Source organism: Halobacteriovorax sp. DA5 (assembly GCF_002903145.1).
GTDB lineage: Bacteria > Bdellovibrionota > Bacteriovoracia > Bacteriovoracales > Bacteriovoracaceae > Halobacteriovorax_A.
Map to the genome: position 1 here is coordinate 522,125 of NZ_PPDJ01000001.1, position 23,781 is coordinate 545,905.

Annotated in this window: 25 protein-coding genes; 18 read left to right on the forward strand and 7 right to left on the reverse strand. The window is 36.4% G+C overall.

Features of this window, described 5'->3' with window-relative positions:
* Positions 1 to 3: 3 nt before the first annotated feature.
* From C0Z22_RS02615 to C0Z22_RS02630, 4 genes are read right to left on the reverse strand one after another with little or no spacing between them, the layout of a single operon-like run.
* A complete protein-coding gene (locus C0Z22_RS02615) occupies positions 4 to 801 on the reverse strand; it encodes a hypothetical protein (protein WP_103216778.1) in 798 nt (265 codons plus the stop codon).
* Positions 801 to 1,295 (reverse strand): hypothetical protein, encoded by a 495-nt coding sequence (locus C0Z22_RS02620; RefSeq protein ID WP_103216779.1) that lies wholly within the window; start codon positions 1,293 to 1,295, stop codon positions 801 to 803. The genes C0Z22_RS02615 and C0Z22_RS02620 overlap by 1 nt, the downstream gene beginning before the upstream one ends.
* Positions 1,296 to 1,323: 28 nt before the next feature.
* Positions 1,324 to 2,514, reverse strand: coding sequence for a DUF4056 domain-containing protein (locus C0Z22_RS02625; protein ID WP_103216780.1), 1,191 nt, complete (start codon positions 2,512 to 2,514; stop codon positions 1,324 to 1,326).
* A gap of 2 nt (positions 2,515 to 2,516) precedes the next feature.
* Complete coding sequence (locus tag C0Z22_RS02630; RefSeq protein WP_103216781.1) at positions 2,517 to 3,257, reverse strand: hypothetical protein; 741 nt, start codon at positions 3,255 to 3,257, stop codon at positions 2,517 to 2,519.
* Positions 3,258 to 3,303: 46 nt separating this feature from the next.
* Between C0Z22_RS02630 and C0Z22_RS02635 the strand changes: the two genes are divergently transcribed.
* The 16 genes from C0Z22_RS02635 to C0Z22_RS02710 all read left to right on the forward strand — a co-directional run bounded on the left by C0Z22_RS02635 (position 3,304) and on the right by C0Z22_RS02710 (position 18,432).
* Entirely contained in the window at positions 3,304 to 3,807 is a 504-nt protein-coding gene (locus C0Z22_RS02635) for a potassium channel family protein (RefSeq protein WP_103216782.1), read from the forward strand.
* Positions 3,804 to 4,157 carry a SirB2 family protein gene (locus tag C0Z22_RS02640; protein WP_103216783.1) on the forward strand — a complete coding sequence of 118 codons (354 nt, stop codon included), beginning with the start codon at positions 3,804 to 3,806 and terminating at the stop codon, positions 4,155 to 4,157. Before C0Z22_RS02635 ends, C0Z22_RS02640 begins: the two co-directional genes overlap by 4 nt.
* Before the next feature lie 19 nt (positions 4,158 to 4,176).
* Positions 4,177 to 5,481, forward strand: coding sequence for an MATE family efflux transporter (locus C0Z22_RS02645; RefSeq protein WP_255407608.1), 1,305 nt, complete (start codon positions 4,177 to 4,179; stop codon positions 5,479 to 5,481).
* Between the two features lies 1 nt (position 5,482).
* The gene (locus C0Z22_RS02650) at positions 5,483 to 6,145 is read left to right on the forward strand and encodes a class I SAM-dependent methyltransferase (protein WP_103216785.1); all 663 of its coding nucleotides are present in this window, start codon (positions 5,483 to 5,485) and stop codon (positions 6,143 to 6,145) included.
* A gap of 12 nt (positions 6,146 to 6,157) precedes the next feature.
* Positions 6,158 to 6,628: a YchJ family protein gene (locus tag C0Z22_RS02655; protein WP_199177506.1), complete on the forward strand. Its 471-nt coding sequence runs from the start codon at positions 6,158 to 6,160 to the stop codon at positions 6,626 to 6,628.
* A gap of 160 nt (positions 6,629 to 6,788) precedes the next feature.
* Positions 6,789 to 8,132 carry a Na(+)-translocating NADH-quinone reductase subunit A gene (locus tag C0Z22_RS02660; protein ID WP_103216787.1) on the forward strand — a complete coding sequence of 448 codons (1,344 nt, stop codon included), beginning with the start codon at positions 6,789 to 6,791 and terminating at the stop codon, positions 8,130 to 8,132.
* Positions 8,132 to 9,337, forward strand: a complete 1,206-nt coding sequence (locus tag C0Z22_RS02665) for an NADH:ubiquinone reductase (Na(+)-transporting) subunit B (RefSeq protein ID WP_103216788.1) — start codon at positions 8,132 to 8,134, stop codon at positions 9,335 to 9,337. The genes C0Z22_RS02660 and C0Z22_RS02665 overlap by 1 nt, the downstream gene beginning before the upstream one ends.
* Before the next feature lie 10 nt (positions 9,338 to 9,347).
* The gene (locus C0Z22_RS02670; RefSeq protein WP_199177507.1) at positions 9,348 to 10,121 is read left to right on the forward strand and encodes a Na(+)-translocating NADH-quinone reductase subunit C; all 774 of its coding nucleotides are present in this window, start codon (positions 9,348 to 9,350) and stop codon (positions 10,119 to 10,121) included.
* Positions 10,121 to 10,738 (forward strand): NADH:ubiquinone reductase (Na(+)-transporting) subunit D, encoded by a 618-nt coding sequence (locus C0Z22_RS02675; protein WP_103216790.1) that lies wholly within the window; start codon positions 10,121 to 10,123, stop codon positions 10,736 to 10,738. The genes C0Z22_RS02670 and C0Z22_RS02675 overlap by 1 nt, the downstream gene beginning before the upstream one ends.
* Positions 10,739 to 10,751: 13 nt before the next feature.
* A complete protein-coding gene (gene nqrE / locus C0Z22_RS02680; protein WP_103216791.1) occupies positions 10,752 to 11,363 on the forward strand; it encodes an NADH:ubiquinone reductase (Na(+)-transporting) subunit E in 612 nt (203 codons plus the stop codon).
* 28 nt (positions 11,364 to 11,391) lie between these two features.
* Positions 11,392 to 12,618, forward strand: a complete 1,227-nt coding sequence (gene nqrF, locus C0Z22_RS02685; protein WP_103216792.1) for an NADH:ubiquinone reductase (Na(+)-transporting) subunit F — start codon at positions 11,392 to 11,394, stop codon at positions 12,616 to 12,618.
* A gap of 141 nt (positions 12,619 to 12,759) precedes the next feature.
* Positions 12,760 to 14,100 carry a sensor histidine kinase KdpD gene (locus C0Z22_RS02690; protein WP_103216793.1) on the forward strand — a complete coding sequence of 447 codons (1,341 nt, stop codon included), beginning with the start codon at positions 12,760 to 12,762 and terminating at the stop codon, positions 14,098 to 14,100.
* 60 nt (positions 14,101 to 14,160) lie between these two features.
* Positions 14,161 to 15,015, forward strand: a complete 855-nt coding sequence (locus C0Z22_RS02695; protein ID WP_146037765.1) for a hypothetical protein — start codon at positions 14,161 to 14,163, stop codon at positions 15,013 to 15,015.
* A 188-nt stretch (positions 15,016 to 15,203) separates the two neighbouring features.
* Positions 15,204 to 16,613 (forward strand): ATP-binding protein, encoded by a 1,410-nt coding sequence (locus C0Z22_RS02700; protein WP_103216795.1) that lies wholly within the window; start codon positions 15,204 to 15,206, stop codon positions 16,611 to 16,613.
* A 139-nt stretch (positions 16,614 to 16,752) separates the two neighbouring features.
* Positions 16,753 to 17,577: a ThiF family adenylyltransferase gene (locus C0Z22_RS02705; RefSeq protein ID WP_103216796.1), complete on the forward strand. Its 825-nt coding sequence runs from the start codon at positions 16,753 to 16,755 to the stop codon at positions 17,575 to 17,577.
* Between the two features lie 9 nt (positions 17,578 to 17,586).
* Positions 17,587 to 18,432, forward strand: a complete 846-nt coding sequence (locus tag C0Z22_RS02710) for a hypothetical protein (protein ID WP_103216797.1) — start codon at positions 17,587 to 17,589, stop codon at positions 18,430 to 18,432.
* Between the two features lie 47 nt (positions 18,433 to 18,479).
* Here the strand turns inward: C0Z22_RS02710 and C0Z22_RS02715 are convergent, their stop codons facing one another.
* Positions 18,480 to 19,103 carry an iron-containing redox enzyme family protein gene (locus C0Z22_RS02715; RefSeq protein ID WP_158246779.1) on the reverse strand — a complete coding sequence of 208 codons (624 nt, stop codon included), beginning with the start codon at positions 19,101 to 19,103 and terminating at the stop codon, positions 18,480 to 18,482.
* Positions 19,078 to 19,770, reverse strand: a complete 693-nt coding sequence (locus tag C0Z22_RS02720; protein WP_103216799.1) for a hypothetical protein — start codon at positions 19,768 to 19,770, stop codon at positions 19,078 to 19,080. Before C0Z22_RS02720 ends, C0Z22_RS02715 begins: the two co-directional genes overlap by 26 nt.
* Positions 19,771 to 19,941: 171 nt before the next feature.
* Between C0Z22_RS02720 and C0Z22_RS02725 the strand changes: the two genes are divergently transcribed.
* Together C0Z22_RS02725 and C0Z22_RS02730 are read left to right on the forward strand one after the other, a co-directional pair.
* Positions 19,942 to 21,315, forward strand: coding sequence for a sensor histidine kinase KdpD (locus tag C0Z22_RS02725; RefSeq protein WP_103216800.1), 1,374 nt, complete (start codon positions 19,942 to 19,944; stop codon positions 21,313 to 21,315).
* Between the two features lie 124 nt (positions 21,316 to 21,439).
* Positions 21,440 to 23,197: a DEAD/DEAH box helicase gene (locus C0Z22_RS02730; protein ID WP_103216801.1), complete on the forward strand. Its 1,758-nt coding sequence runs from the start codon at positions 21,440 to 21,442 to the stop codon at positions 23,195 to 23,197.
* Here C0Z22_RS02730 and C0Z22_RS02735 read toward each other — a convergent pair.
* The gene (locus C0Z22_RS02735) at positions 23,171 to 23,779 is read right to left on the reverse strand and encodes a hypothetical protein (protein WP_146037766.1); all 609 of its coding nucleotides are present in this window, start codon (positions 23,777 to 23,779) and stop codon (positions 23,171 to 23,173) included. The genes C0Z22_RS02730 and C0Z22_RS02735 overlap by 27 nt on opposite strands.
* Positions 23,780 to 23,781: the final 2 nt, after the last annotated feature.

Here is a 23,781-nt window from a genome sequence, read left to right on the forward strand (position 1 = left end):
GACTTAGAAACGGTAGCCAAATTCTAAAAGATACATGTAACGATCGCCAAAGCTAAGTTCTGTGGTTAATCCGAATTCACGATTGATTTCGTAATTGAGGCCCGCAAGTCCGTGCCATCCATATGAAGAAAGGCTTACGTTGAGGACAATATCTTGGCGTGAGCCAGTGATTTTAATATCACTATCAATATACATAGCGCCCGTAAAAATTTGAAGTTTACCAGCGTTGTATCCACCTCGGAAAGCAATACTATAAAGACTCACATCTAATTCATCTTCAATGATAACGTCAGTTAAGTTAACATTAGTCATTGCAAACCAATTATTGTAACCAGCGACAAGAACTCCTCCAAGGTTTGCAACTGTCCCAGTCGCTTTAAATGGAATTTTATGTTGTTGGGCACCAACGATTGGCAATTGAGTTTTAAACTCAAGTTGTACATCAGAATGAATCTGACCAATCCCAAGATATAAGTTAAAGAATGGTAAAAGCCAGAAGTCTGTACGAATCATATTTATTTTTGTTTCAGTATCGACTTTTACATCTCCTGTTACAGGGAGTGCATCAAATAAATTTTCACCATTTAGAGTTGCTTTTTTTACACCAAATTTTTCATCGTGCTCAATTCTTGAAATATTGATTCCATAAGCTCGAGGAAGTGTGTAGCCCATCTTCTTTGCTTCTTCTCCCCAGATTGGAAAATAGCGAGGTTTTTCTTCACTTACTTTATTAACTGGCATTTCTTGGGCCAAACTCATTAAAGAGCTTAGGAGAATTATTAGAGAGATGATTAGCTTCATTAATTTGTTCTCCTTATATATTTGTTAATATCTTCGAACTCTTTTGGAGCGACTGTTTTTGCATAATCGATTTCTTCTTGTGTTAAAGGAATATAGCCTCTGTCGTAGTTCCAACCGTAGCCCCAACGATAAGAGGTCTGGTATTGAGGGCCTCCTCCAATACGCACTCCAAGGTACATGACTATCGACATCCAATCAGTAAACTCTTCTTTTACACATGCCTTTAGTTGTTGATCTGCATTAAATCGCTGCGCTTCTGTTCCACCAAGCCAATAGTGTTGATCGTGAACAAAGCAACATTTCAGCCATGCATCGGGTTTTGAAATTGTTCCGTCTGGCCACTTTGAGCAACCATCAGACATGAATGGTGATAATTGTTTTGAAATATGTGTATTATTTTTCTTTTTAATTTCACTTCTGCTGGCCGGAAGTTTTGCGCATGAAGTTGCCAACAAGAGTAAAGCGAGAATAGGTGAAAGTAGATTATTCTTCATAGATCTATATTATATACGTTTTTTGAAGTTAATTATTCTTAAGGTAATTGTCGTCAAATTCTTTATCGTATTGAGCAATCTTTCTAAGGTCTTTAATCGTTAGCTTCTTATTCCAAATATGTTTTGGAACATGATTAAATTTATCTTCGAATGAAGGATCAATTTCAAGCTTAAGAATTGCAATTTTATCTAAGTTGTAAATTCTAAAAAATTCTTTAATTTCAAGTGTCGCTGGATCTTTTAGCGGAGAAGTCGGAATTTCAAGAGGAGAGAGCCTTAACGATAAGCTATAATCCCTTTTTCTCAGCATGAACTTATCAGGTAATCTAATATCTTGATCCCACCATATTTTGTTCGTCGTCATTAGAAGTCTTTGAGTTTCTTCTTTATCGACAGGCCCTAACTCTTTTAAAGTTTGCTCAAGCCAAGAACTCATATTCAAATTATACTGAATACTTGAAAAGATGAGCTGTTCGTTGATTAGGGCCGAAGCAAGTTTTGCACCAAGTATATTTGAATAGAGATCTTCTGGTGAGTAAGCTGATTGCTCCTCTGGAAATATTGAGACATTCCTATAACCATGCCACTGGGCAAATTCGTGTGAAACTGCCATCTCGTAAGCAAGTTTGGCCGCTAGTGCAGAGCTTAGGAAGATTCTATCTTTTCCTTCCATTTTACTTGTATCAAAAGCATTGAAAAGAATTGATCGTTTACCAATTTCTCGAGGTAACTCAATTTCAAAATTTGTTCCAAGCCTAGGATAAATTTTATAGAAGAGTGTAAGCGTGACATCTGCAGTATCTCTGATATGTGCAGTATCGATTAAACCACCTCTTCTTGTATAAATTAGGCCATTTACCTCTGGCGTTCTTTTACCGATTGAGGCCATCTCTTCTGCTGAAAATTTTTCCATATTGTATATATGGGTTCCAAGAGAATCGTAATTGACCGTATTTGTCTCTTTAAAAAAGGGGATAGGTATTGATAAGAGTGTCACTGTGAAATTAGTACCAAAAGCACAACAAGGCCTAAAGTTATGAGTAAATTCTACTTTGTCGGAGTGATTAAGTTTCAAATTTAAATTTGAACTTTCACCATTTTCTTTAGACAGGATGCTATTGATAGCTTTCGAGTCAGGCTTAGTGCTTTCTAACCAAATTTTACCTGCGCAAGAAGATGTCAAAACGATTAGAAATAATCCTGTCCACAGCCTTTTCATTCTTAGCCTCGATCGAGGTTGTTAAGATACTTTATCGTTATATTAGTTCCTTGCTTGTCTTTAATAATATAAGGAATTGTTTGGTGTTGGGATAACCAGATGCTTAAGAATTCAGGATCAACTTTCATATCTTTGGCATCATCAGAATCTAATTTCTCAAATAATTTGTACTGAACAGCTGTCACAGTGGCCCCTGCAATTTTAATGGACTCTGATGTTTGAGCTGCTCTTTCAACAACGATATTATTATTGATAATAGGGCCTTCATACTTCCACTGATTATTTGAAGAAAAGAATGAGTAGTAGTTCTTTCCAACGGAATCAAATTTCTTTGACCAAAGAAAGAGCATACTGCAACAGCTTAGTGGAGTGGTGACATAGAATTTTGGAGAAGTCGTGATGGATTCTTGATTAACTTCACCATCGCATTCAAATTGATACTTGAGCTCACTCGTCGAATGATCAAATAAGAAAATTTCTTTAGAGATCTGTTCTCCAAGACTTTTAATGATTTGCACTTTGACTGGGGTGTATTCCTTATCAACAGTGTAGGCGACATTGATTTTTAAGAGCTCTCCGGTCATTACACGTGCCAGCATTTCTCCTTCAAAGTAGATTTGGTGGAGTTTTGGTCTGCGGTAGACTTCAAATGTTTCTTCAGCATAGAGATTATCCTTGCGGGAGTAGCTGTACGCACCGCGAAAGATCTTTTCTCCCTTATTGCTGTTTCCAAAATAGCTCATATTAAATATTATATAGTAAATTAAAATTTTGTAGAAGAGGTTAGTTTTGCGCTCCGGCTTTCGCGTATTTGTTGAACGCTTTATCTATTTATTCAAAACCGTTGCTTTTTGGTTTATTACAATCATCGGCAACCTCGGTGTTGTTATCTTCGCCTTCGTCTTCTTACAGCTTGAAAAGGGGCACAATCCAAAAGTTATTGAGCTTGGAGATGCTATTTGGTGGGCCTTTACCACAATAACCACTGTTGGTTACGGAGATATTACTCCTGTAACACTGTGGGGAAGGGTTATTGCAATTGTTCTGATGATCTTTGGAACGGGGCTATTTGCCACTTATACCGCAATTTTTGCTAATGTCATGCTTGGGCGCCAATTTCTTACGATCGGAAGACGTGTACAAGTCTTAAAAAGAAATGTAGAAGGGATGCAATCAAGTCTACATAGAGAAGATTTAATGCTAGAAAGAGAACTAGCTAAGTTAAATAAAACTTTAACAATATTAAATGATAGAATGACGAGTCTTGAAGAGAGAAATGGAGAAAAGAAATGAGTTATGAATTTTACAAAGTACTTCACGTGTTTATGGTTGTCCTTATGGTTGCTGCCTTTGCACCACAATTTGTAAGTACTGAAGCGCAAAACAGAAAGCTTTTTAAAATTACTTCTGGGATTGCAAGTTTCCTACTTTTCGTAGGTGGTATGGGGCTTCTTGCTCGTATCGGTGTTAGTCACGGTGCTGGTTGGCCAGTATGGGTAAAAGTAAAAGTTGGACTATGGGTTGCAGTTTCTGCGCTTGGGCCAATCCTTGCAAAACGTATGAAATCAAACCGTCTAGCAGGTCTTGGTTTAATCCTTGCGTTAATCTTTATTGCAATCTTCTCTGCAGTAACTAAATACTAAAATTTACAAAGTAAAAATTTTGGACCGCAACTGGTTAACATATAAGGGCCTTTGGGCCCTTTCTATCCCTTCCATACTCGCATCAATGCTTGAGCCTCTAAGCTCAATTGTTGATACTGCACTTGTTGGAAATTTTGATACAAAAATGCTGGCCGCGATGGCCATTGGTGTTTCGGTTATTTCATCTATTACCTGGATGTTTAACTTCTTGGTCCATGCACCAATCCAAGCAATCTCTCAAAAACTAGCTAAAGGTGAGTATGAGAATGTAGTTTCGCTTATTAAGGTGACTTTCCTAATCGCTTTCTCGATTGGACTTTTTCTCGTTCTCATTTTTGTTCCCGCACGCCACTATGTTTATGAATTTTTGAGTGTCACGAAGGATCTTTATTCTTTATGTGATGACTATTTTTTAACCAGACTATATGGCCATGTATTTATTCTTTTATTTATGTCGGCCTTATCAGTTCTAAGAGGAATGGCGAAAGTAAATATCGTTTTAGGAATCATTGGGGTAGCAACTTCGATTAATATTGTATTGTCTTACATAGGTCTCTATCAACTTAATATGGGGCTTTCAAGCGTTGCGGCCGCTACGATTTTTGCTAATGCTGTAGGCTTTCTAATAAGTTTATACTTTATTCTGACTCACGAAAAAATTCGTCATTTGTTTTTAAAACAAAAAATCATGTTAGCGGATGCCTTTCATATTGGAAAAAGTTCTATCAATGTTTTTATGCGCTCGGCTTTTTTAACTCTAAGTTTCTTCTTGGCCACAAAAGTTGCGAGCTCAATCTCTTTAAAGGCCCTCGCTGCTCATCAGGTTATTCTCAACCTATGGTTATTTGCATCTTTCTTTACTGATGGAGTCGCGACTTCTGGAAATATTATAGGTGGGACACTTTTCAAAAATGAAGGCCATGAGCACTTAAAAGATATCTTTCATAAGCTTCTTTTTATGGGGGGGATTATTGGAATTATCTTCTGTTTCATTTTCACTTTTGCCAATGGCCCATTAATTTCACTTTTTACGTACGATGAAAGTATTCATGAAACGATTAAAGGCATTATTTATTTCTTGGCCATTGCTCAAATTCCTGTTTCAATTGCATATGTCTATGATGGGCTAGTCTTTGGAATCAATCGCTTTGATTTCTTAGGTCGTCACATGGTGATAGCCTTCTTTACGTGCTTTGTGCCACTGGCGTATTTGAGCTATCAAAATCAATCCTTCTTGCTTCTTTGGGGGGCAATTTTCTCTGTGGGTATCTACCGATTTATTTCGAATGCATACTTAATCGGAAAGACACTAAAGGTTAAATAAAATGAAAGAAAAAGGTTCTCTTGGTTTTTCCCAGGACTATTGGGATGTAAATTATGAAGAAGCTGATCAAATGGATGGAATAGGCAATGTCGAGCAGCACGTTGGCTATATTAAAAATTTATTTGGATTAGAGTATATTGATATCAATTCTATTATTGATTTAGGCTTTGGCCTTGGTCATTTATTTGAGGCACTTTTAGACGAGTTTAAGCCATATAAGGCCCATGGAATTGAGCCCAGTGAATACGCTTACAAAATTGTAAAAGAGCGTGAAATAAACAAAATTGAATCAACTCAGTTTAAGTTAGAGAGAATGGATATTGTTAGCTGGTGTCGCAAGAATGAGAAGAGTAAGAAATCTTTTGATCTTGGTGTTTGCACAAGTGTATTTCAATATCTCACAGATGAGGAATTAGAGTATTGTCTGCCAATTCTTGCATCCAAGTTAAAGTATTTTTATCTAACAGTTCCAACGGATAAAGAACTCGATCGCCAGATCGAAGATCTTGAGTTTAAAGATGAATATGCCATTCGTCGAAGTCGTACAAAATACCAGAAAATGCTTAGAGAGCATTTTACATTTATTTCTAGTCGACTACTAGAAAGCAAGGTATATTTTGATGAAACAAACACAAATTTTACCGACTTATTATATCGATATTAAATGGAGTTTATTATGAGTAATTCTGGTCTTGATACAAAGACATGTGAAGCAATTGTTAAGGGTGAAGCCAAGGCCCAAACTGCAGCTCAACTTATGAGCGCACGTTACTTTGCTTATACAATCGGCAATATTGATTTCATCGTTGATTCAACTCACCCTGATCACAGAGATGATATGGATGTAAATGAAATCAAGGCGTGGTCATCACAATCTGAGTGGAAGGGTCTTGAGATCGTTGACACTGCAGAAGGAACTGAGAGAGATGACTGGGGAATGGTTGAGTTTAAGGCGACTTTTGGTTTAGGTGGCCAAGACCATGTGCATTATGAGCGTTCTGAATTTGTTAAGGTTGATGGAGACTGGTTCTTCGTTGACGGTGAGCCAATCGTAGCGCAGGTTAAGAGAGATGGTGCTAAAGTTGGACGCAATGACCAATGTCCTTGTGGTTCAGGCAAGAAATTTAAGAAGTGTTGTGGTCGATAATTGTCGACTAAATAGCCTTTGTTTTAACGCGTCATGGTCGCTAAGTGCGGTGGTGTGATTAGTTAAAATTAGGGTTACAACTTTATGTATTTCTGTTAAAAAACTAATAATTTCATAAATATTTTATTGTTAACAAACCAAGATAACGGGATTTGTCGCTATGATTCACATTAAGAGAGGATTGGATCTTCCTATCAGTGGGAAGCCATCACAAAAGATTGAGGTAGGACCTCAAGTGACTAAAGTCGCTCTTACTGGGCCAGACTATGTTGGAATGAAGCCAACTATGCTTGTTCAAGTAGGTGACGAGGTTAAAAAAGGTCAGGCGTTATTTTCTTGTAAGAAAGTTGAAGGTGTTCTTTATACAGCACCTATCAGCGGTAAGGTTATTGAAATTAACCGTGGTGCAAGAAGAGCGTTTGAAACTTTAGTAATTGAAGTTTCAGGTAACGAGCAAGTTACATTTGAAAACTTTAAAGGGACGGGAGTAAAAGATTTAACGAAAGAAGCTGTTCAAGCTCTTTTAGTTGAGTCAGGTCTATGGCCAGCTTTCAGAACAAGGCCATTTTCTAAGGCACCAGCTTTAGGTTCTGAGCCACACTCTATTTTCGTAACTGCAATGGATACTAATCCTCTTGCAGCTGATCCAGCAGTAGTAATTGCTGAAGCAAGCGAAGATTTCACGAATGGTGTTGAGATTATCTCAAAACTAACTGATGGAAGAACTTTTGTTTGTAAAGCAGCTGGAGTTAATATTCCAAAGCCTTCAACGACTAAAGTTGAAGTGAAGGAATTTGCTGGTGTTCACCCAGCAGGTAACGCAGGAACTCACATTCACTTTGTTGATCCTGTAAACGCTAAGAAGATTGTTTGGTCGATTGGTTACCAAGATGTAATCGCAATCGGTAAGCTTTTCACTTCAGGTGAACTTTCAACTGAAAGAATTATCTCAATTGCAGGTCCTGCATCTGTAAACCCAACTCTTGTTAAAACAGTTCCAGGTGCTCATTTAGGTGAAGTTACTTCAGGAAAAGTTGGACAAGGTGAGGTGAGAGTTGTTTCTGGTTCGGTTTTCAACGGTCGCGCAATGGTTGGAAGTTTTTCTTACCTAGGTCGTTTCCACAACCAAATTTCTCTACTTACTGAAGGTCGTGAAAGAGAGTTCTTAGGATGGCACAAGCCAGGTCTTAATAAATTCTCTGTTAAGCGTACTTTCCTACACTGGTTAAAGCCAGGGCAAATTTTCGATTTCACAACTGCTACTCATGGTTCTGATAGAGCAATGGTTCCAGTAGGGTCATACGAAAAGGTAATGCCTCTTGATATGCTACCAACTCAACTTTTAAGAGCACTTGTTACAAAAGACAATGACTACGCTGTAGAGCTTGGTTGTTTAGAGCTAGATGAAGAAGATTTAGCACTATGTACTTTCGTAAGTCCTGGTAAAGTTGATTTTGGTCCAGCTCTAAGAGAAAGTTTAACTACTATTGAGAAAGAAGGATAATTACAATGTTGCGCAAACTTCTAGATTCTCAACATGATAATTTCGCTAAAGGCGGGAAATTCGAAAAGTTTTATGCTGTTTATGAAATGATCGATACTTTCCTTTATACTCCAGGTGGAGTAGCGAAAGGTTCAGTTCATGTTAGAGATGCACTTGACTTAAAAAGATTAATGATCACAGTTGCTATTGCTCTTATTCCAGCAATGTTTATGGCAATGTACAATACTGGTTTCCAGGCTAACTCTGCTCTTGCAGCGGCTGGTATGACTCCTGAAGGTTGGCGTGCTGATATCATCATGGCGCTTGGTGCAGGTTTCTCTCCAGAAAGCTTAGTTGCAAACCTACTTCACGGTTTCTTATACTTCTTCCCAATTTTCCTAGTGACTCAAATCGCTGGTGGTTTCTGGGAAGCACTATTTGCAATCGTTAGAGGTCACGAGATTAACGAAGGTTTCCTTGTAACAGGGATGCTATTTCCATTAACTCTTCCTCCAACAATTCCTCTATGGCAAGTTGCTGTAGGGATCTCTTTCGGTGTTTTAATCGGTAAAGAGGTTTTCGGTGGTACAGGGAAAAACTTCCTTAACCCAGCACTTACTGCTCGTGCATTCCTTTTCTTTGCATATCCTGCACAAATTTCAGGGGACGCAGTATGGACTGCAGTAGATGGTTTCACTGGAGCAACAGCTCTTTCTCAGGCAGCTCTTGGTGGTGTTGGTGCAATCACAACTTCAATGCAAGATGCTTTCTTAGGATTTATGCCAGGTTCAATGGGTGAGACTTCAGCTCTTGCTTGTTTAATCGGAGCAGCAGTTCTAATCATCTCAGGTATCGGTTCTTGGAGAATTATGCTTTCAATGGTTCTTGGAGCAGTTGTTACTTCAGCAATTTTAAATGCTATCGGTTCTGATACAAATATGATGTTCTCAGTAACTCCACTTTGGCACTTAGTGATCGGTGGTTTTGCTTTTGGTACAGTGTTTATGGCAACTGATCCAGTATCAGCTTCTATGACACACAAAGGACACTGGTTCTATGGTGCTCTAATCGGTTTCATGGTTATCCTTGTTCGTGTTATTAACCCAGCTTTCCCAGAAGGTACTATGCTTGCAATCCTTTTCGGAAACTGTTTTGCACCTTTAATTGACTACTTTGTAATTCAAGGAAATATCAAAAAACGTGCAAACGGATACAAAACGGCTTAAGGGGGCAGTGATGAGTAATGATAGTACTGCAAAAACTCTGATCGTAGCAACAATCCTATGTGTTGTTTGTTCAGTTGTCGTATCTTGGTCAGCGGTTTCACTAAAGCCACTTCAAGATGAGAATAAAGTTTTAGACGTTAAGAAAAACCTTCTTATGACTGCAGGTCTTGTAAAGGCGACTGCTACTAAAGAAGAAATTTTAGAAGCTTATAAGCAAATCGAAGAGAAACTAGTTGATCTTAAAACTGGTGACTACGTAACTGATATGGATGTTACTAAATTTGATGCTGTTAAAGCTGCTAAAGATCCAAAAATGAACTACGCAATTCCTGCATCTGAGGACAAAGGAAAAATCAAGTTCCGTGCGAAATACTCTAAAGTATTCTTCGTAAAAGATGGTGAGACAACTAAGTCTGTTGTTTTCCCAATTCACGGTAAAGGTCTTTGGTCAACAATGTACGGTTTCCTAGTTCTTGAGACAGATCTTAATACTGTTAAAGGTATTGGTTTCTACTCTCACGGTGAAACTCCAGGTCTTGGTGGTGAAATTGATAACCCACACTGGAGATCAGTATGGCCAGGAAAGAAAATCTTTGGTGATGCAGGTAAACCTCAAATTCAAGTTATTAAAGGTGAAGCTAATAAAGCAAGCAGCTTTGATATTGATGGACTTTCAGGTGCAACTCTTACAGCTAATGGTGTAACAGGAACTGTTCGCTACTGGATGGGTGACGATGCATTTGGACCATTCATTGACAAATTCACACAAGGTGGGGGTGAATAATGAATTTTAAAGAAACAGTAGTTTCTCCATTATTTGAGAACAACCCAATTGCACTTCAAATCCTAGGTATTTGTTCTGCTCTAGCGGTTACGACAAAAATGGAGTCAGTAGCAGTTATGTGTTTAGCGGTAACAGTTGTTACAGCTTTCTCTAACTTATTCGTATCACTTATTAGAAATCACGTTCCTAGTGCAATTCGTATTATCGTAATGATGACGATTATTGCTTCACTAGTTATCGTGACAGATCAAGTTCTTAAGGCTTACGTTTATGACGTTGCTAAATCGATGTCAGTTTATATTGGTCTAATCATTACAAACTGTATCGTTATGGGACGTGCGGAAGCATATGCGATGAAGAACCCTCCAATCATGTCATTCTTTGATGGTGTTGGTAACGGAATCGGTTATTCAATCGTACTTGTATTTGTTGGATTCTTTAGAGAGCTTCTTGGTTCAGGAAAGCTATTTGGAGTATCTGTTTTAGCAACAACTGGAGAAGGTGGTTGGTACCAAACTAATGGTATGGCACTTCTTGCACCATCTGCATTCTTCTTAATTGGTTTTTTCATCTGGGGACTACGTACTTGGAAGAAAGATCAAGTAGAAGAAATGTAAGGGTAGGTGAAATATGTTTGAACATTATTTAAGTTTATTTATTAAAGCAGTATTCATTGAAAACTTAGCCTTAGCATTCTTCCTAGGTATGTGTACATTCCTAGCAGTTTCGAAAAAGGTTAAGACTTCTATTGGTCTTGGTGTAGCGGTTGTTGTTGTACAAACAATTACAATCCCTATTAACAACCTACTTTATAACTACTTACTAAAAGAAAATGCTCTTGAGTGGGCAGGGATCTCTGGTACAGATCTTTCATTCCTAGGTCTAATTTGTTACATCGGTGTTATCGCGGCGATGGTTCAAATCCTAGAAATGTTCCTAGATAAATTTATGCCAGCTCTTTATAACGCTCTTGGGATTTTCCTACCTCTTATTACTGTTAACTGTGCCATCATGGGTGGATCACTATTTATGGTAGAAAGAGATTATACTTTTGGAGAGTCTGTTGTTTTCGGTATCGGTTCTGGTTTCGGTTGGGCCCTAGCGATTGCTGCTCTTGCAGGTATTAGAGAAAAAATGAAGTACAGTGATGTTCCAGATGGACTAAAAGGTCTTGGGATCACTTTTATCACTGTAGGTCTAATGGCACTTGGTTTCCTAAGTTTTTCAGGAATCCAACTTTAGTAACGGTAAGTAATAAAAAGGAAATATTATGAATGCAATTATTCTTGGTGTTTTAATGTTTACCGTTGTGGTTCTTGCTCTTGTTTTAGTAATTCTTTTTGCTAAATCAAAGCTAGTATCAAGTGGTGACGTTAAGCTAACGATCAATGGTGAGAAAGTGGTTCATATCCCAGCTGGTGGTAAACTACTTAACGCTCTTGCCGATCAAAAACTATTCGTATCTTCTGCCTGTGGTGGTGGGGGTACATGTGGTCAGTGTAAAGTTCACGTTCACGCAGGTGGTGGTGAAATTCTTGAAACTGAATTATCACATATCTCAAAGAAAGAAGCTCGTGAAGGCTTAAGACTTGCATGTCAGGTTGGTATCAAAACTGATATGGAAGTTGAAGTTGAAGAGTCTGTCTTTGGTGTTAAGAAATGGGAATGTGAGGTTATCTCAAATGATAACGTTGCGACTTTCATTAAAGAATTTAAGCTTAAGCTTCCAGAAGGTGAGTCTGTACCTTTTAGAGCTGGTGGTTATATTCAAATCGAAAGACCAGCAGGGCTTTCAATTGATTACAAAGACTTCGACGTACAAGAAGAATACCGTGGAGATTGGGATCACTTCAATCTTTGGCAGTATAATTCAACTGTAAACGAAGAAACTATCAGAGCTTACTCGATGGCAAACTACCCGGAAGAAAAGGGAATCATTATGCTTAACGTGCGTATTGCTTCTCCTCCTCCAAGAGCTCCTAAGGGAACTCCTCCAGGGAAAATGTCTTCTTATATCTTTAGCTGTAAGCCAGGTGACAAAGTTACAATCTCTGGTCCATTCGGAGAGTTCTTTGCTCGTGACACTGATAAAGAAATGGTATTCGTTGGTGGTGGAGCTGGTATGGCGCCAATGCGTTCACACATCTTTGACCAACTAAAGAGACTACACTCTAAACGTAAGATGACTTTCTGGTACGGTGCTCGTTCAGTTAGAGAAATGTTCTATGTTGAAGACTTCGACGGTCTACAGGCCGAAAATGATAACTTCACTTGGCACGTTGCTCTTTCAGATGCACTACCGGAAGATAATTGGACAGGTTACACTGGGTTCATTCACCAAGTACTTCACGATGAGTATCTTGCTAAGCACCCAGCTCCAGAAGATTGTGAGTACTACCTATGTGGTCCTCCTATCATGAACAAGTGTGTAATCGATATGCTTCTTGACCTAGGGGTTGAGCGCGACGATATCATGCTTGACGATTTTGGTGGGTAACTAGGATTAAAGTAATAAATTTACATATAGAAGAGGCCAGCTTTATAGCTGGCCTTTTTTATTAGCTAATTTCGAATAAAAGTTAAGCTAAGTTATCCTTTCTTCAATTGTTCATATATTCCACTATGTTAGTTTTGATGTATGGATAATATGACGGCCCTATATATCGTACTCTTATCATTTCTACTTCTGTGCGTTGTCAGTACTTATGTTGTTGCAATGGTGGATAAAGAAAGTGACTACCAGCAATTTAAAATGGCCCTAATTTTTAATTTCTTCCTCTATGCTACACGTTTTTATTGTGCTCAGTGGATGGAACTCGACGTCATATTCTTTGGCTTAAAATTCATTCCACTTTATTTGATATGTAATTTCTTTCTAAATAATCGATTAAGCCAGTATCGAGTTGAGTTGATGAGTCTTTTTGTTTTAAGTGGCATTGCTGGCTTTTTATTGTATTTAGCTGGGGGTGAGTATGAATATTATTCCCTTACTGTGGCCATCGGAAGTTTCACTCCTGGTATCTATGCATTGGCCTACTTTGGTAAACGAATAAAGTATGTTGTGAATTTTTTCTATTTTACTATTTTTGCTATCGCAGGAATAGTCACATTTACCTATCCATTTACCTTTGAAATAAAGGGCTCTGGGATTTGGGGCTGGAGTGCGGGCGTCATCACTTATATTGCAATCATGTTAGGGCTTCTGGTTAAGATCTTAGAAAAGAAAGTTGATGGGGATTATAAATTACAAGAAGAGTTAAAGCTTATTAATGCAGTTTATAAGGCCGTTATTCATGATACTTCAAATGACTTAAATTTTTTGTCTTTAAGTCTTTCAAGGGCGTTAAAAGATGAGAACTTGACCTATGTAAAGTTAGCCTATGATCGATTAAGTGAGCTCATCAAATTTAAAGCAGAGATTCGTAAGCAATTTAATAAAGATAATCTTTCATATGATGTGGAGCTTTCGTCAATAGTAAAGTCTGTTGTCTCTCACTACCAAGACGACTTTAACAAGAAGCGAGTTCAGTTGGTTGTCACTTATCCCCATCAAAATATCGAAGCTTCGCTACCCATTAGTAAGGAGAGTTTAGTTAACTCGATTTTAGGTAATCTTGTTTCTAATGCCTTGAAGTTCTCTGAGCCACGTTCAAAAGTCTACCTCTCAATGATTCACGATAAAACTCATGTGTACTTTAGTGTTATTGATTCAGGGGGCGGTATTTCTGACGACATTATTTCATCAGTAACGAATTTCTCAAAAGTGAGATCGAGTAGTGGTACTCGTAACGAACTGGGCAGTGGAATGGGCCTTAGCATACTTTGCTACATCATCAAACGAATTGACGGTGAAATTAGCTTCATGAGTATGAAGAGTGGAACAAAGGTAATTGTAAAGATCCCTTTTGTTAACCAAGTATCAGAACATTTAGATAATAAACGTGATGGCCACGGTAGCAACGTAATATCACACGCTTAAAACTCTTATCTTTTCTTACATAACTAGTCTTATTAAGGCTTATTGGGTCTAATTATGGATATGAAATCGATACTCACTTTATTACTTTCAACTTATGTCTTGGCCTCTTCTCCGGTAGCAATATCTGATTTTTCTAACTCACTAGAAAATGAATTAGGATTGAAGCTTTCACGCTTAGATGATGTTGTAAGAAAGATTAGAATCAGAAAACCAAATGTTTTTGAGAAATGGTTAATGAATAAAAGTGGTGCAGAGGCCACATATAACGACAAAACGAACACGATTGTTTTACGACAAAAGAATTGGCGTGGAGATCGAATTGTTAGCTCGTCTGATTTTCCAACTGGACAAGAGTATCAGTTCACTATCTTAGCATCGACTATTTTTCATGAGTTAATGCATGCGGACTTTGATGTTTTAATAAAGGGGAGTCGTACACGTTCTGATATTGCACTTAAGAATACCCAGCGTTGGTTCTCTCAAAATATTCCTGGAGTTAATGCTCATATTGCTGCCCATGAATTCTTTGGTTATACCGCTTCGGATCTCATCTTGGGAATTAAGAGTAAGCTTCAAGATATCTATATGGCCCACGGGATTAATAGCTATAAAAATACGTGCTTTGGAAAGAAAGGCCTTAAGAGAATTAAGGATCGCCTTTTTCCTGATGGCGATATTCATTTTAAAGACACGTTAAAAATTTCAAGCTTTGCGAGTGTATTTACGCCCAATACAATCTTTGTAAAGGGCAAAGATTTTAATATCAAAGATAAGAACTTCCCTGACTCTTATCGCAAAGATGTCTATCAACACTTTGTGGACAATTACCATGCTCCTAATAATTCAAGTGATTTACTTGAAATCGCTACGAGAGAGTATGGTGAATTATTACAAAAATGCTTCGAAGGTATATAATTCTAATCCAATCTAAATAGAAATACTTTCAAATAGTTTAGGTTCTCGGCAACTTCTGCTTCGCTATTAAGAATCTTGGCCAAAGGTTACAATATATATTGTGGTGTAAAGTTAAAGAAATAACTTAAGTTGCCATTTTAATTCTTGTAGTGATAATCAGTATTTATTGTTTTATAAGGTGTAATTGGTTGGAAGTTAGTAATAAGGCATTAGTCGCATATTTTGATGGTGTAAAGTCGATGGGGGATTCCGTTGAAGATTTTATTGCCGAGCTTCCAGTTAAAGACAAAGATCTTTTAGATGTAAAGTCGCGTATAAGCTGGCAAGAATTTAAAGATATCACAGTCTTCTTCTCTGAAAAGTACCCGAACTATACTGAAATTATTAGTAATACCGGTGTTTCAAACAGAATCATTAAACCATTTTTTGACATCATTACATATGTAATTAGTTATAGCTTACTCTATGAGTTCTTTTTAAAGCTATCTTTTAAGATGCTTTATACCAATATCAAAATTGATACAAAGAAACTTAGCTCAGATTCTTTTCAAATTATCTTTGAGTTTTCAGATTCATCTCAGATCTTTCATGAATTCATAAATATGTATGTTGAACTTTTCAAAACGATTCCAGTTAATTTCGTTGGGTGTCGTACATATTCAAGAGTGAAGTATCTTGTCGTAGATGACCGAGTTGTATTCTCTGTTAGTAATGCGGCCTTCGCTAAGGTCAGCATTCCGAACTTGCTTTACAATTTCTTCTTCACAAAGAAAAAACTTCACGAAGTTATTCTAAAAAATGTGGAGTATTCGAATCTACTTGAGAAGCAAAATTTAGAGCTTGAAGAGTATCGAAAGAACCTTGAGCTATTAAATACAGAATTGAATTTAAGTAATCGTACCTTACACCATGATGTTGCTAATAAACTTCTTAGTCTTGAAGTAGCTAAGAAAAGAATTGAGAATGGTGATTATGAGCAAGCGGTTAATAAGATTAATCAATTCTCAAACTCAGTTAAGGGAATTATTCAAAACTCAATTGTTACGACACATATTGATGGTGAACTTTTTGAGCTTCAAGAAAATAATTTATATGACCTTTTAATCGAAGCAGTAACAGAGTATGACGACATTGCTATCCAAAAAGGTGTTCGAATTATTCACGACTTTAAAATTGATCAAAACCTAACTTTATATACAAATAAAATCGCACTACAAAATAACCTAATTTCTAATATTATGTATAATGCGATCAAATTCTCACATAAGAATGAAAGTATTGTTTTCTCAGCTTCTGTTTGTGATGAGAACCTTTGTCTAAGAATTGTTGATTTTGGTGTAGGTATTCCAGAAGAAAAACTTAAGCTTATCAAAAGAAATGTTGGTCTAATTGGTTCAACTAAGGGGACTAATGGTGAGAAGGGTTCTGGACATGGAATGAGTATCATTATGGATACTGCCAACGCACTAGGCTTCAAGGTTAATATTTCATCGAGTTTAGGAAATGGAACATCAATTGAGTTAATAAAAAATATTTCTCAAGAAGATACAGATTTTACAAACGTTCTTTTCCTAGACGGTCAAAATACAAAGTCGTAAATCAGTCTCATAAGTATTAATTATTACTATTGTGTGCCAAGTATTTTTGCTGAGCTCAGAAAATGCCCCATTTGTAACTCCCCAGATTCTCCAAAAAAATCATTTTAACTTATACTCTCACGTTAACTGGAGGGTAGAGATGTTTTCAAGAAATATTGGTTTAATTACTCAAGAGGATCAAGATAAATTACAAGGAGCATCAGTTTTAGTTTGTGGAGTTGGTGGCATGGGAGGTGTCGCTAGTGAAGTTCTTGTTCGTATGGGAATAGGAAAAATTAAAATTGCTGACTTTGATCGTTACGAGCCCCATAATTCAAATCGTCAAATACATTGTAATGCAAAGAACTATGATCGCTATAAAGTCGATGTCTTAGAAGAAGAATTCAGAAGTATAAATCCAAATTTAAAAATCGAATCATTTAACGAAGGTGTTACAAAAGATAATATCGAAGATCTTTTAGATGACGTTGATATTGTTATCAATGGAATGGATGAAATGTTTTACTCATTAATTCTAGAAAGAGCAGCGCGCAGAAAAAATATCACAATCGTTGATGCTTGGATCACTCCATTTGCATCAGTCTTTGTAATGACTCCGGATTCTCCCCACTGGGAAGAGTATCTCGATTTATGTACCAAGAATACTGCGGTTGAGGATCTAACGCCTGAACTATGTAACCAGGCAGTTAGAGAAGAGGTTGATTTTACCTTCAGTCATTTTTCTCCTTACAAATATATTTCTAAAGATCTCGTTGATAAGATTGTTACTAAGGAAGCAACAAGGCCTAGTTTTACGCCTGTCGTTTGGTTATCTGGAGTTCTCATGGCCAACGAAGCTTATAAAGTTATCTGTGGCCTACCACATACGGATCATTTAGGGGTGTTTTTTGACCAGTATGAATTTCAACTAACGAATGCTGGTTCAAAGAGTAAGAAAGGAAAACAAGTAAAGAAAGCTGCCTAGGGAGCACTTATGAATGAGGTAAAGTGGGGGAGCTACTCCTTCAAAACATATTTCAGGCCAGGCCTGTATTTGGATGATTTTAATTTAAAACGTTTGTATCGTTCAATTATAGAAATTAATAATACTTCTAAGAAAAAAGTAAATATTAGATACCTTCAGCTAGAAGATATCGATGAGATTAAAAGTTTTTTGAGTCATATTATTGTTTCTATAGTTCATACACGTGGAAAAGATATTTCATTTTTAATGAATTATATTATTGAAGATGGTGATGTAAATATTCTTCATGTCGGAATTATGATTGCAAATTCTTATACTGGTAATGAAGCGATGGCCATGATGGCATGCTTTAATAAGTTGGAGTATTTTAAGCAGCATAAATGTTTTTATACGACTAATATATCAGCGACTCCTGCTGCAATTGAAGCCTTTGATAAGATAAGTCGTAAAGTTTGGCCATCTCCAAAGAGTCAGATCAAGAAACCACCAAAGGACTATATTAACGTTGTAAAACTTCTTGAAGAGTTCTACATCAAAAAATGGTTTCAGGACCCTACAGAGTGCAATATTGACCCGTATCGCTTTGTTCTTAAGTCTCCATGCAAGAAGATGGGATTTAAAACAAATATGTTTCAAATGAGTCGGGCAAATAATATTGAGTACCAAAATTTTTGCAATAGTTTAATCGATTACGAAAATGAAGAGGACCTAGTACAGGTTTCTACGTCAGGTTACCTTGAATTGATAAAAACCTACTTGTTGACCAACCTATATCTTGTCTTTAAAAAACCACCTCGCTTTTATGAGGAAGAGGCAACGATAGGTGATGAGAATGATTTAAGTAAAATTGCTTAGTTTATAAAAGAGGCCCTACTTCATTAAATTGTAGTAGGGCCTATTTGTTAAGATGCTTTGCTAAGAGTCTGAGCACTACTTTCACATGCTTGTAATAACCTGATATAACGTTTAGTTGTTTCTTTCATATTATTTATAATGATATCTTTGTTTGGTAGTTGATTAACTGCTTCTAATGCCTTTTTGATATGTTCTATATCTTCATCTGTATGTACTTTCATAAATCTTGTCGCTGATTTTCCATACTTTTGAATTAAGTTATTAACAATTATTTGAGGAAGATTTGCTGCGAATGCCTCTAGTGCTAAGACCCAACCAAAAACACTTTCACCTCCATATGTATTGGCATAGTAAAACTGTGACTGGTAGAAGATCTTTGTTTCTTCATACTCCTGAAAATCACAAATGTTATAACCTAAACTCTTTAAGTCACTAAGGGCCAGGTTCTCATGTCCAGACTCTTCATCAGCATGTTCTAACCATCGCTTTGATAATTCCTCGGACTTGCAATGCTTTGCACTCGTTCTCAAAATACTTTCAGAGACAGAGGTATAATAGTAAGTTTGCGCTAGCCAATTGGCGTATACATTTTCATCTTCAAACTTTATTGCTCTTACTTCTTCGATTATTTGAGTAACACATTCATTAAGCAAACTTTCTAAATGATTCATAATTTTCCTCCTCATCTGGAAACTTTAAAAATAGAACTGAATCTCTATACTCATCATAGAGTTTGTTAACTTTTCTTTTAAGAATTTCATCATTTATATCGACAGCTGTTTTTTCGTTAAAATATAGAAGATTACATAAGAGTCCCTTGTAAATAATATTGGCGCAGATAATATCTCCATGCTTTTGACCTTCCTTACTTGCGCTATTAGTTTTTACAGTTGGTGCAATAACATGCTTTGCTTGAATATCTCTTGTAATATTCACTAGAATTTGTCGCAAGATACTGTAGAAGTCTAAGTGGTGTCTTTTCTTACGATAACTCGGAGAAATTGTTAGTAACTCAATACTGTAGACGTTACTTATGGCCAGCTCTTTTATTGCCCTGATGCCTTTCATTGGAATTTCTCTAAAGTATGATTGCTGTTTAAATAAAGGAATAGAGAAGTCATGCTTACTCATTGCACAGTAAGCACATACATTATTATCAGCGTCTAAAAGCAGAATATGAAGCTCTTGCCTTAGAAATGTATCTGAGCAAAAGTTATCTTGAATTTTAAAGATTTCGGCCCATGTTTCTTGATACATTAGAAAGGCCTTTTGAAGCAGTGCTTTGTTAGCGCTACTAAATATTTCTTGCTTGTGAATAATTTTTAGTTGAATTTCCATTTGAGAATTGTAGTACGACTAGAGAGGATCTATACTGCAAATTAATTTATCCCGTTATTTCAGTTACTTATGAGGTTGGCTAATATAGGCGCTATTTATTTACAAGCCAATAAACTGTGTAAAATTTATTTATGGAGTGAATTTGTTGAATAGTTTTGGTACTTAACTTTCATGTACGAATTTAAATGCTCCAAGCTAATGGCCCGTCTGATTATAGATTCAGTCACAAAGCTTGGTGTCGATAAAGCTCCATTCAATGAATTATATTCTAAGTATGAAAATACTTGTGATAAGTATATTTCTTATAAGTTTTTAAATGACTATGGAGATCTTCTTCTACAAAAAGTTGATGAGGATGAAGTTATTCGAGTTATTGCCAATGATGGACTAAATTCAGAAAAACTAAGTGTATTTAAAAACTTAGTCTTTAGTATTTTATCTCTTAAAAGCCTTTATAACATTCAATCTAAATTGGTTTTAACATATTTATTCAAAGGCGTTTCTTTGAATGTATCGACACGTGGTAAAAATATTAGACTTGTCCAAGAAGCTTCGGCACCGAAAGTGCATTCGTTATTTTTCAAGATTTATGCAGAAGTTTATAGGAACTTTCCAATGATAATTGGTCGAGAACCTGCCAAAGTTGTTAGCTTAAGGATTGAAAACTCTTCAATGACAATGGAGATATCTCCAAGTCAAAAGCTGAATATTGTTTCTACAATTGGTCTTTTTCTTAAAACGAGATTTGCACATTTGGCCGCAAAATCAATGTATATAAATCTAATTAATGAGCTTAGAGAAGAATCAGATCAACAAAATTACGAACTTAAAAAGTTAAATGAACAACTTGATCAGTCGCTAAAACAAAAGAGTGTGTTAGTTCGTGCTTTAGGCCATGACATTAATAATTCAATCGTCACAATCAAACTTTCATGTGAAAGGTTGTTACGAACTTTAGAGGATGAAAAAGATCTTAAGGTTGCAACAACAATATCGAAACACATCGAAATCATAAATCTTATCGCTAATAATGCACTTCAAAATGAAATAGATGAAGACCATATTGTTAATAATTACTCAATTGAGAATGTATCTAGTGTCGTTGATGATTTAGTTGATAGTTTCAAAGATAAAATTTTACGAAAGAATCTAGATGTTATTACTGAAGTAAGTACTCAGAGTAGTAACTTTTATATTAATAGACCAATTTTTACATATAATATTCTTGCAAATTATTTTTATAACGCAATTAAATACTCATTTCCATATGGAAGGATCATCATCTCTATTTCGGAGATCAATGATTTTTTCGTGTTTAAAATCATTGATGAAGGAAAGGGGATGAATGTTAGCATGTCAAAGCAGGTATTGGGTACTGAAGGGGAAACTGGACGTGGCCAGGGAATGATAATTGCAAGAAATTTATTGGCCAAAATGTATGGTGATGTCGTTGTATCTAGTAAACAGGGTGTTGGGACTAGTGTTTCAATAAGTATTCCTAAGTCACTTTCAATAACATCAAACAGTAATCATTTTACACTTTAAATTAAATAATAAGTTTTCGACTTCGCGAGTCATCGAGTGGGGATGCTCTTTAAATGTTTGATGTTGATTAAAATCAAAAGGCTACTTTTTTTCCATTTCAAATATTCTTGTATACAATACGTCAATGAAATTTAAACTCAGGGATTATCAAGTTGAAGCTGTTGAGAGAGTGGTCTCTCACTTTAGAAAATGTGCTGATCCTTCTCTTATTGTTCTCCCAACAGGTGCTGGAAAAAGTTTAGTCATTGCTGAACTTGCGCGTATTGCACGTGGGCGTGTTCTTGTGATGGCCCATGTAAAAGAGTTAGTAGAACAAAATCATGCTAAGTATGAGTCCTATGATTTAAAAGCGGGAATCTTTTCTGCCTCTATGAATAGAAAGGATAAGGACGAAAAGGTTATTTTCGGCTCGATTCAATCTATTGCCCGTGCTACTGATGATTTCTTCAAAGATTTCTCTCTTGTTATCATTGATGAGTGCCATCGAATTTCGCTAGAAGAAGAGTCTCAATATCAACAGGTTTTTGACAAACTAAAAGAAGTAAACCAAAAGGTTTTCTTTCTTGGCCTTACGGCAACACCATATCGCCTTGGAATGGGATGGATTTATAACTATCACTATCATGAAATTCTAAGGACAAAAGAAGAGCGCTTTTTTAAGCATTGTATTTATGAGTTGCCACTTAGTTATATGATTAAAAATGGTTATTTAACTAGGCCAATTAAAATTGATTCTCCTGTTGCTTGCTATGACTTTTCAAAACTTGAAGTTAATGAGAATTCTGGACGATTTTTAACTCAAGAAATTCAGAAAATTTTGAATGATAGCGCTCGTGTTACACCAGGGATTGTTAAGCATATCGTCCAAGAGGCAAAAGAGAGAAATGGGGTTATGCTTTTTACTTCTACAGTAAAGCATGCCAATGAAGTCTTGAGTTTTTTACCTGAAGACTCTAGTGCCATTGTAACAGGTGAAACTGATCAAAAAGTTCGCGACCAAATCATCGATGATTTTAAGAATCAAAAAATAAAATTCTTAGTAAACGTCTCTGTTTTAACAACTGGGTTTGATGCTCCTCATGTGGACTTGATTGCAATCCTTCGTCCAACAGAGTCCATTAGTCTTTATCAACAGATTGTTGGACGAGGTCTAAGACTTTTTGAAGGAAAAGAAGACTGTTTAATTCTCGATTATACTGGACTTGACCACGATATTTTTAAACCTGAAGTCGGTGAAATCCGACCTCATGGAGAAACTCAAGAAGTGCAGGTGATGTGTCCTGATTGTGGGCATGCTAATATCTTTTGGGGCAAGGTTGATAGTGAAGGTTGTATCACTGAACACTATGGCCGAAAGTGCCAAGGTATCCATATTGACGAAAGTAATATGACTGTCCAAGAGTGTGGCTTTCTTTTTCGATTTAAAAGCTGTGATAATTGCGGACAAAGTAATGATATTAGTGCTCATGAATGTGTACATTGTTCACATGAATTACGTGACGCTGATAAGAAATTAAAAGAGGCAATGCAACTTAAAGATGCCCATATTATGCGTGTGGAAGAGATGATCTTTAGTGAACATCAAGGTAAGAAGGGACGCTCTCTTGAAGTCAGCTACTTTGATGTGAACGGAGAGTCTTTAAAAGAATATTATCAGCTAAATAGTAAGTCGCAACAGATGGCCTTCTATCATGCTTTTGTGAAGAAACACTTAAAAACACCTGAGCTTAAGTATTATATTGATGATCTTGATAAAATCTTAAAGGATCGAAAGTATTTTAGAGAACCGAAATTTGTGATTGCGCGAAAGAAACAGCGTTTCTGGCAAATAAGAGAGAAAATTTTTATAGAAGAACTAAAGTCGGCGAGATACACGAAATAACTTTTCCATCGCAAGCTCTCCAAGGGTTTCTGAAAACATCTCAAAGAGAGTGTCTGGTATCGAAGACTTTTCACCCTTCCAATAACTTTTTGAAAAGAAGAGGCATCTACCATCCGAAAGTTGTCTCACATTGATTTCTCCCCTTAGTCCTTTTAAGAATCCCTTATCAAATGTAAATGGATAGGCACCCGGTTTTGTGATGCGGGGAATTTTAAAATTTAGCGACATCGGAAAGGGCATGAGAGTATGGTCGAGATACAGATAGATCTCTTTTTTCTTTTCTGAATAACCTGATAGTTTTACTAGGTCGATATATTCATTAAATTTTTCGTAGCGCGACAATTTTCTTAAAGCGACTTTGCATTTATTTGGATGGATTCCATATATTTGGTAATCTAAACTTTGTTTGTTTTCTTGGGTCTTAACAATGGCCTTTCGATAAATTCTTTTTTTATCAACTAAAATTTCTTTGATATCAGCATCAATCCCCTTGAAATCAGAGGCGATAGCAAGATTTGAAAATACCAAAATCAAGTAAAAAACTGCTGTAATTATCAATGGTTGACGCGTTGTAACTTTCAAGG

Bases quoted from the DNA above. Each gene is read 5' to 3' on its own strand.
- C0Z22_RS02615 (WP_103216778.1), bottom strand. From the start codon at position 801: ATGAAGCTAATCATCTCTCTAATAATTCTCCTAAGCTCTTTAATGAGT.
- C0Z22_RS02620 (WP_103216779.1), bottom strand. From the start codon at position 1,295: ATGAAGAATAATCTACTTTCACCTATTCTCGCTTTACTCTTGTTGGCA.
- C0Z22_RS02625 (WP_103216780.1), bottom strand. From the start codon at position 2,514: ATGAAAAGGCTGTGGACAGGATTATTTCTAATCGTTTTGACATCTTCT.
- C0Z22_RS02630 (WP_103216781.1), bottom strand. From the start codon at position 3,257: ATGAGCTATTTTGGAAACAGCAATAAGGGAGAAAAGATCTTTCGCGGT.
- C0Z22_RS02640 (WP_103216783.1), top strand. From the start codon at position 3,804: ATGAGTTATGAATTTTACAAAGTACTTCACGTGTTTATGGTTGTCCTT.
- C0Z22_RS02650 (WP_103216785.1), top strand. From the start codon at position 5,483: ATGAAAGAAAAAGGTTCTCTTGGTTTTTCCCAGGACTATTGGGATGTA.
- C0Z22_RS02655 (WP_199177506.1), top strand. From the start codon at position 6,158: ATGAGTAATTCTGGTCTTGATACAAAGACATGTGAAGCAATTGTTAAG.
- C0Z22_RS02660 (WP_103216787.1), top strand. From the start codon at position 6,789: ATGATTCACATTAAGAGAGGATTGGATCTTCCTATCAGTGGGAAGCCA.
- C0Z22_RS02670 (WP_199177507.1), top strand. From the start codon at position 9,348: ATGAGTAATGATAGTACTGCAAAAACTCTGATCGTAGCAACAATCCTA.
- C0Z22_RS02675 (WP_103216790.1), top strand. From the start codon at position 10,121: ATGAATTTTAAAGAAACAGTAGTTTCTCCATTATTTGAGAACAACCCA.
- nqrE (WP_103216791.1), top strand. From the start codon at position 10,752: ATGTTTGAACATTATTTAAGTTTATTTATTAAAGCAGTATTCATTGAA.
- nqrF (WP_103216792.1), top strand. From the start codon at position 11,392: ATGAATGCAATTATTCTTGGTGTTTTAATGTTTACCGTTGTGGTTCTT.
- C0Z22_RS02690 (WP_103216793.1), top strand. From the start codon at position 12,760: ATGGATAATATGACGGCCCTATATATCGTACTCTTATCATTTCTACTT.
- C0Z22_RS02695 (WP_146037765.1), top strand. From the start codon at position 14,161: ATGAAATCGATACTCACTTTATTACTTTCAACTTATGTCTTGGCCTCT.
- C0Z22_RS02705 (WP_103216796.1), top strand. From the start codon at position 16,753: ATGTTTTCAAGAAATATTGGTTTAATTACTCAAGAGGATCAAGATAAA.
- C0Z22_RS02710 (WP_103216797.1), top strand. From the start codon at position 17,587: ATGAATGAGGTAAAGTGGGGGAGCTACTCCTTCAAAACATATTTCAGG.
- C0Z22_RS02715 (WP_158246779.1), bottom strand. From the start codon at position 19,103: ATGAATCATTTAGAAAGTTTGCTTAATGAATGTGTTACTCAAATAATC.
- C0Z22_RS02720 (WP_103216799.1), bottom strand. From the start codon at position 19,770: ATGGAAATTCAACTAAAAATTATTCACAAGCAAGAAATATTTAGTAGC.
- C0Z22_RS02725 (WP_103216800.1), top strand. From the start codon at position 19,942: ATGTACGAATTTAAATGCTCCAAGCTAATGGCCCGTCTGATTATAGAT.
- C0Z22_RS02730 (WP_103216801.1), top strand. From the start codon at position 21,440: ATGAAATTTAAACTCAGGGATTATCAAGTTGAAGCTGTTGAGAGAGTG.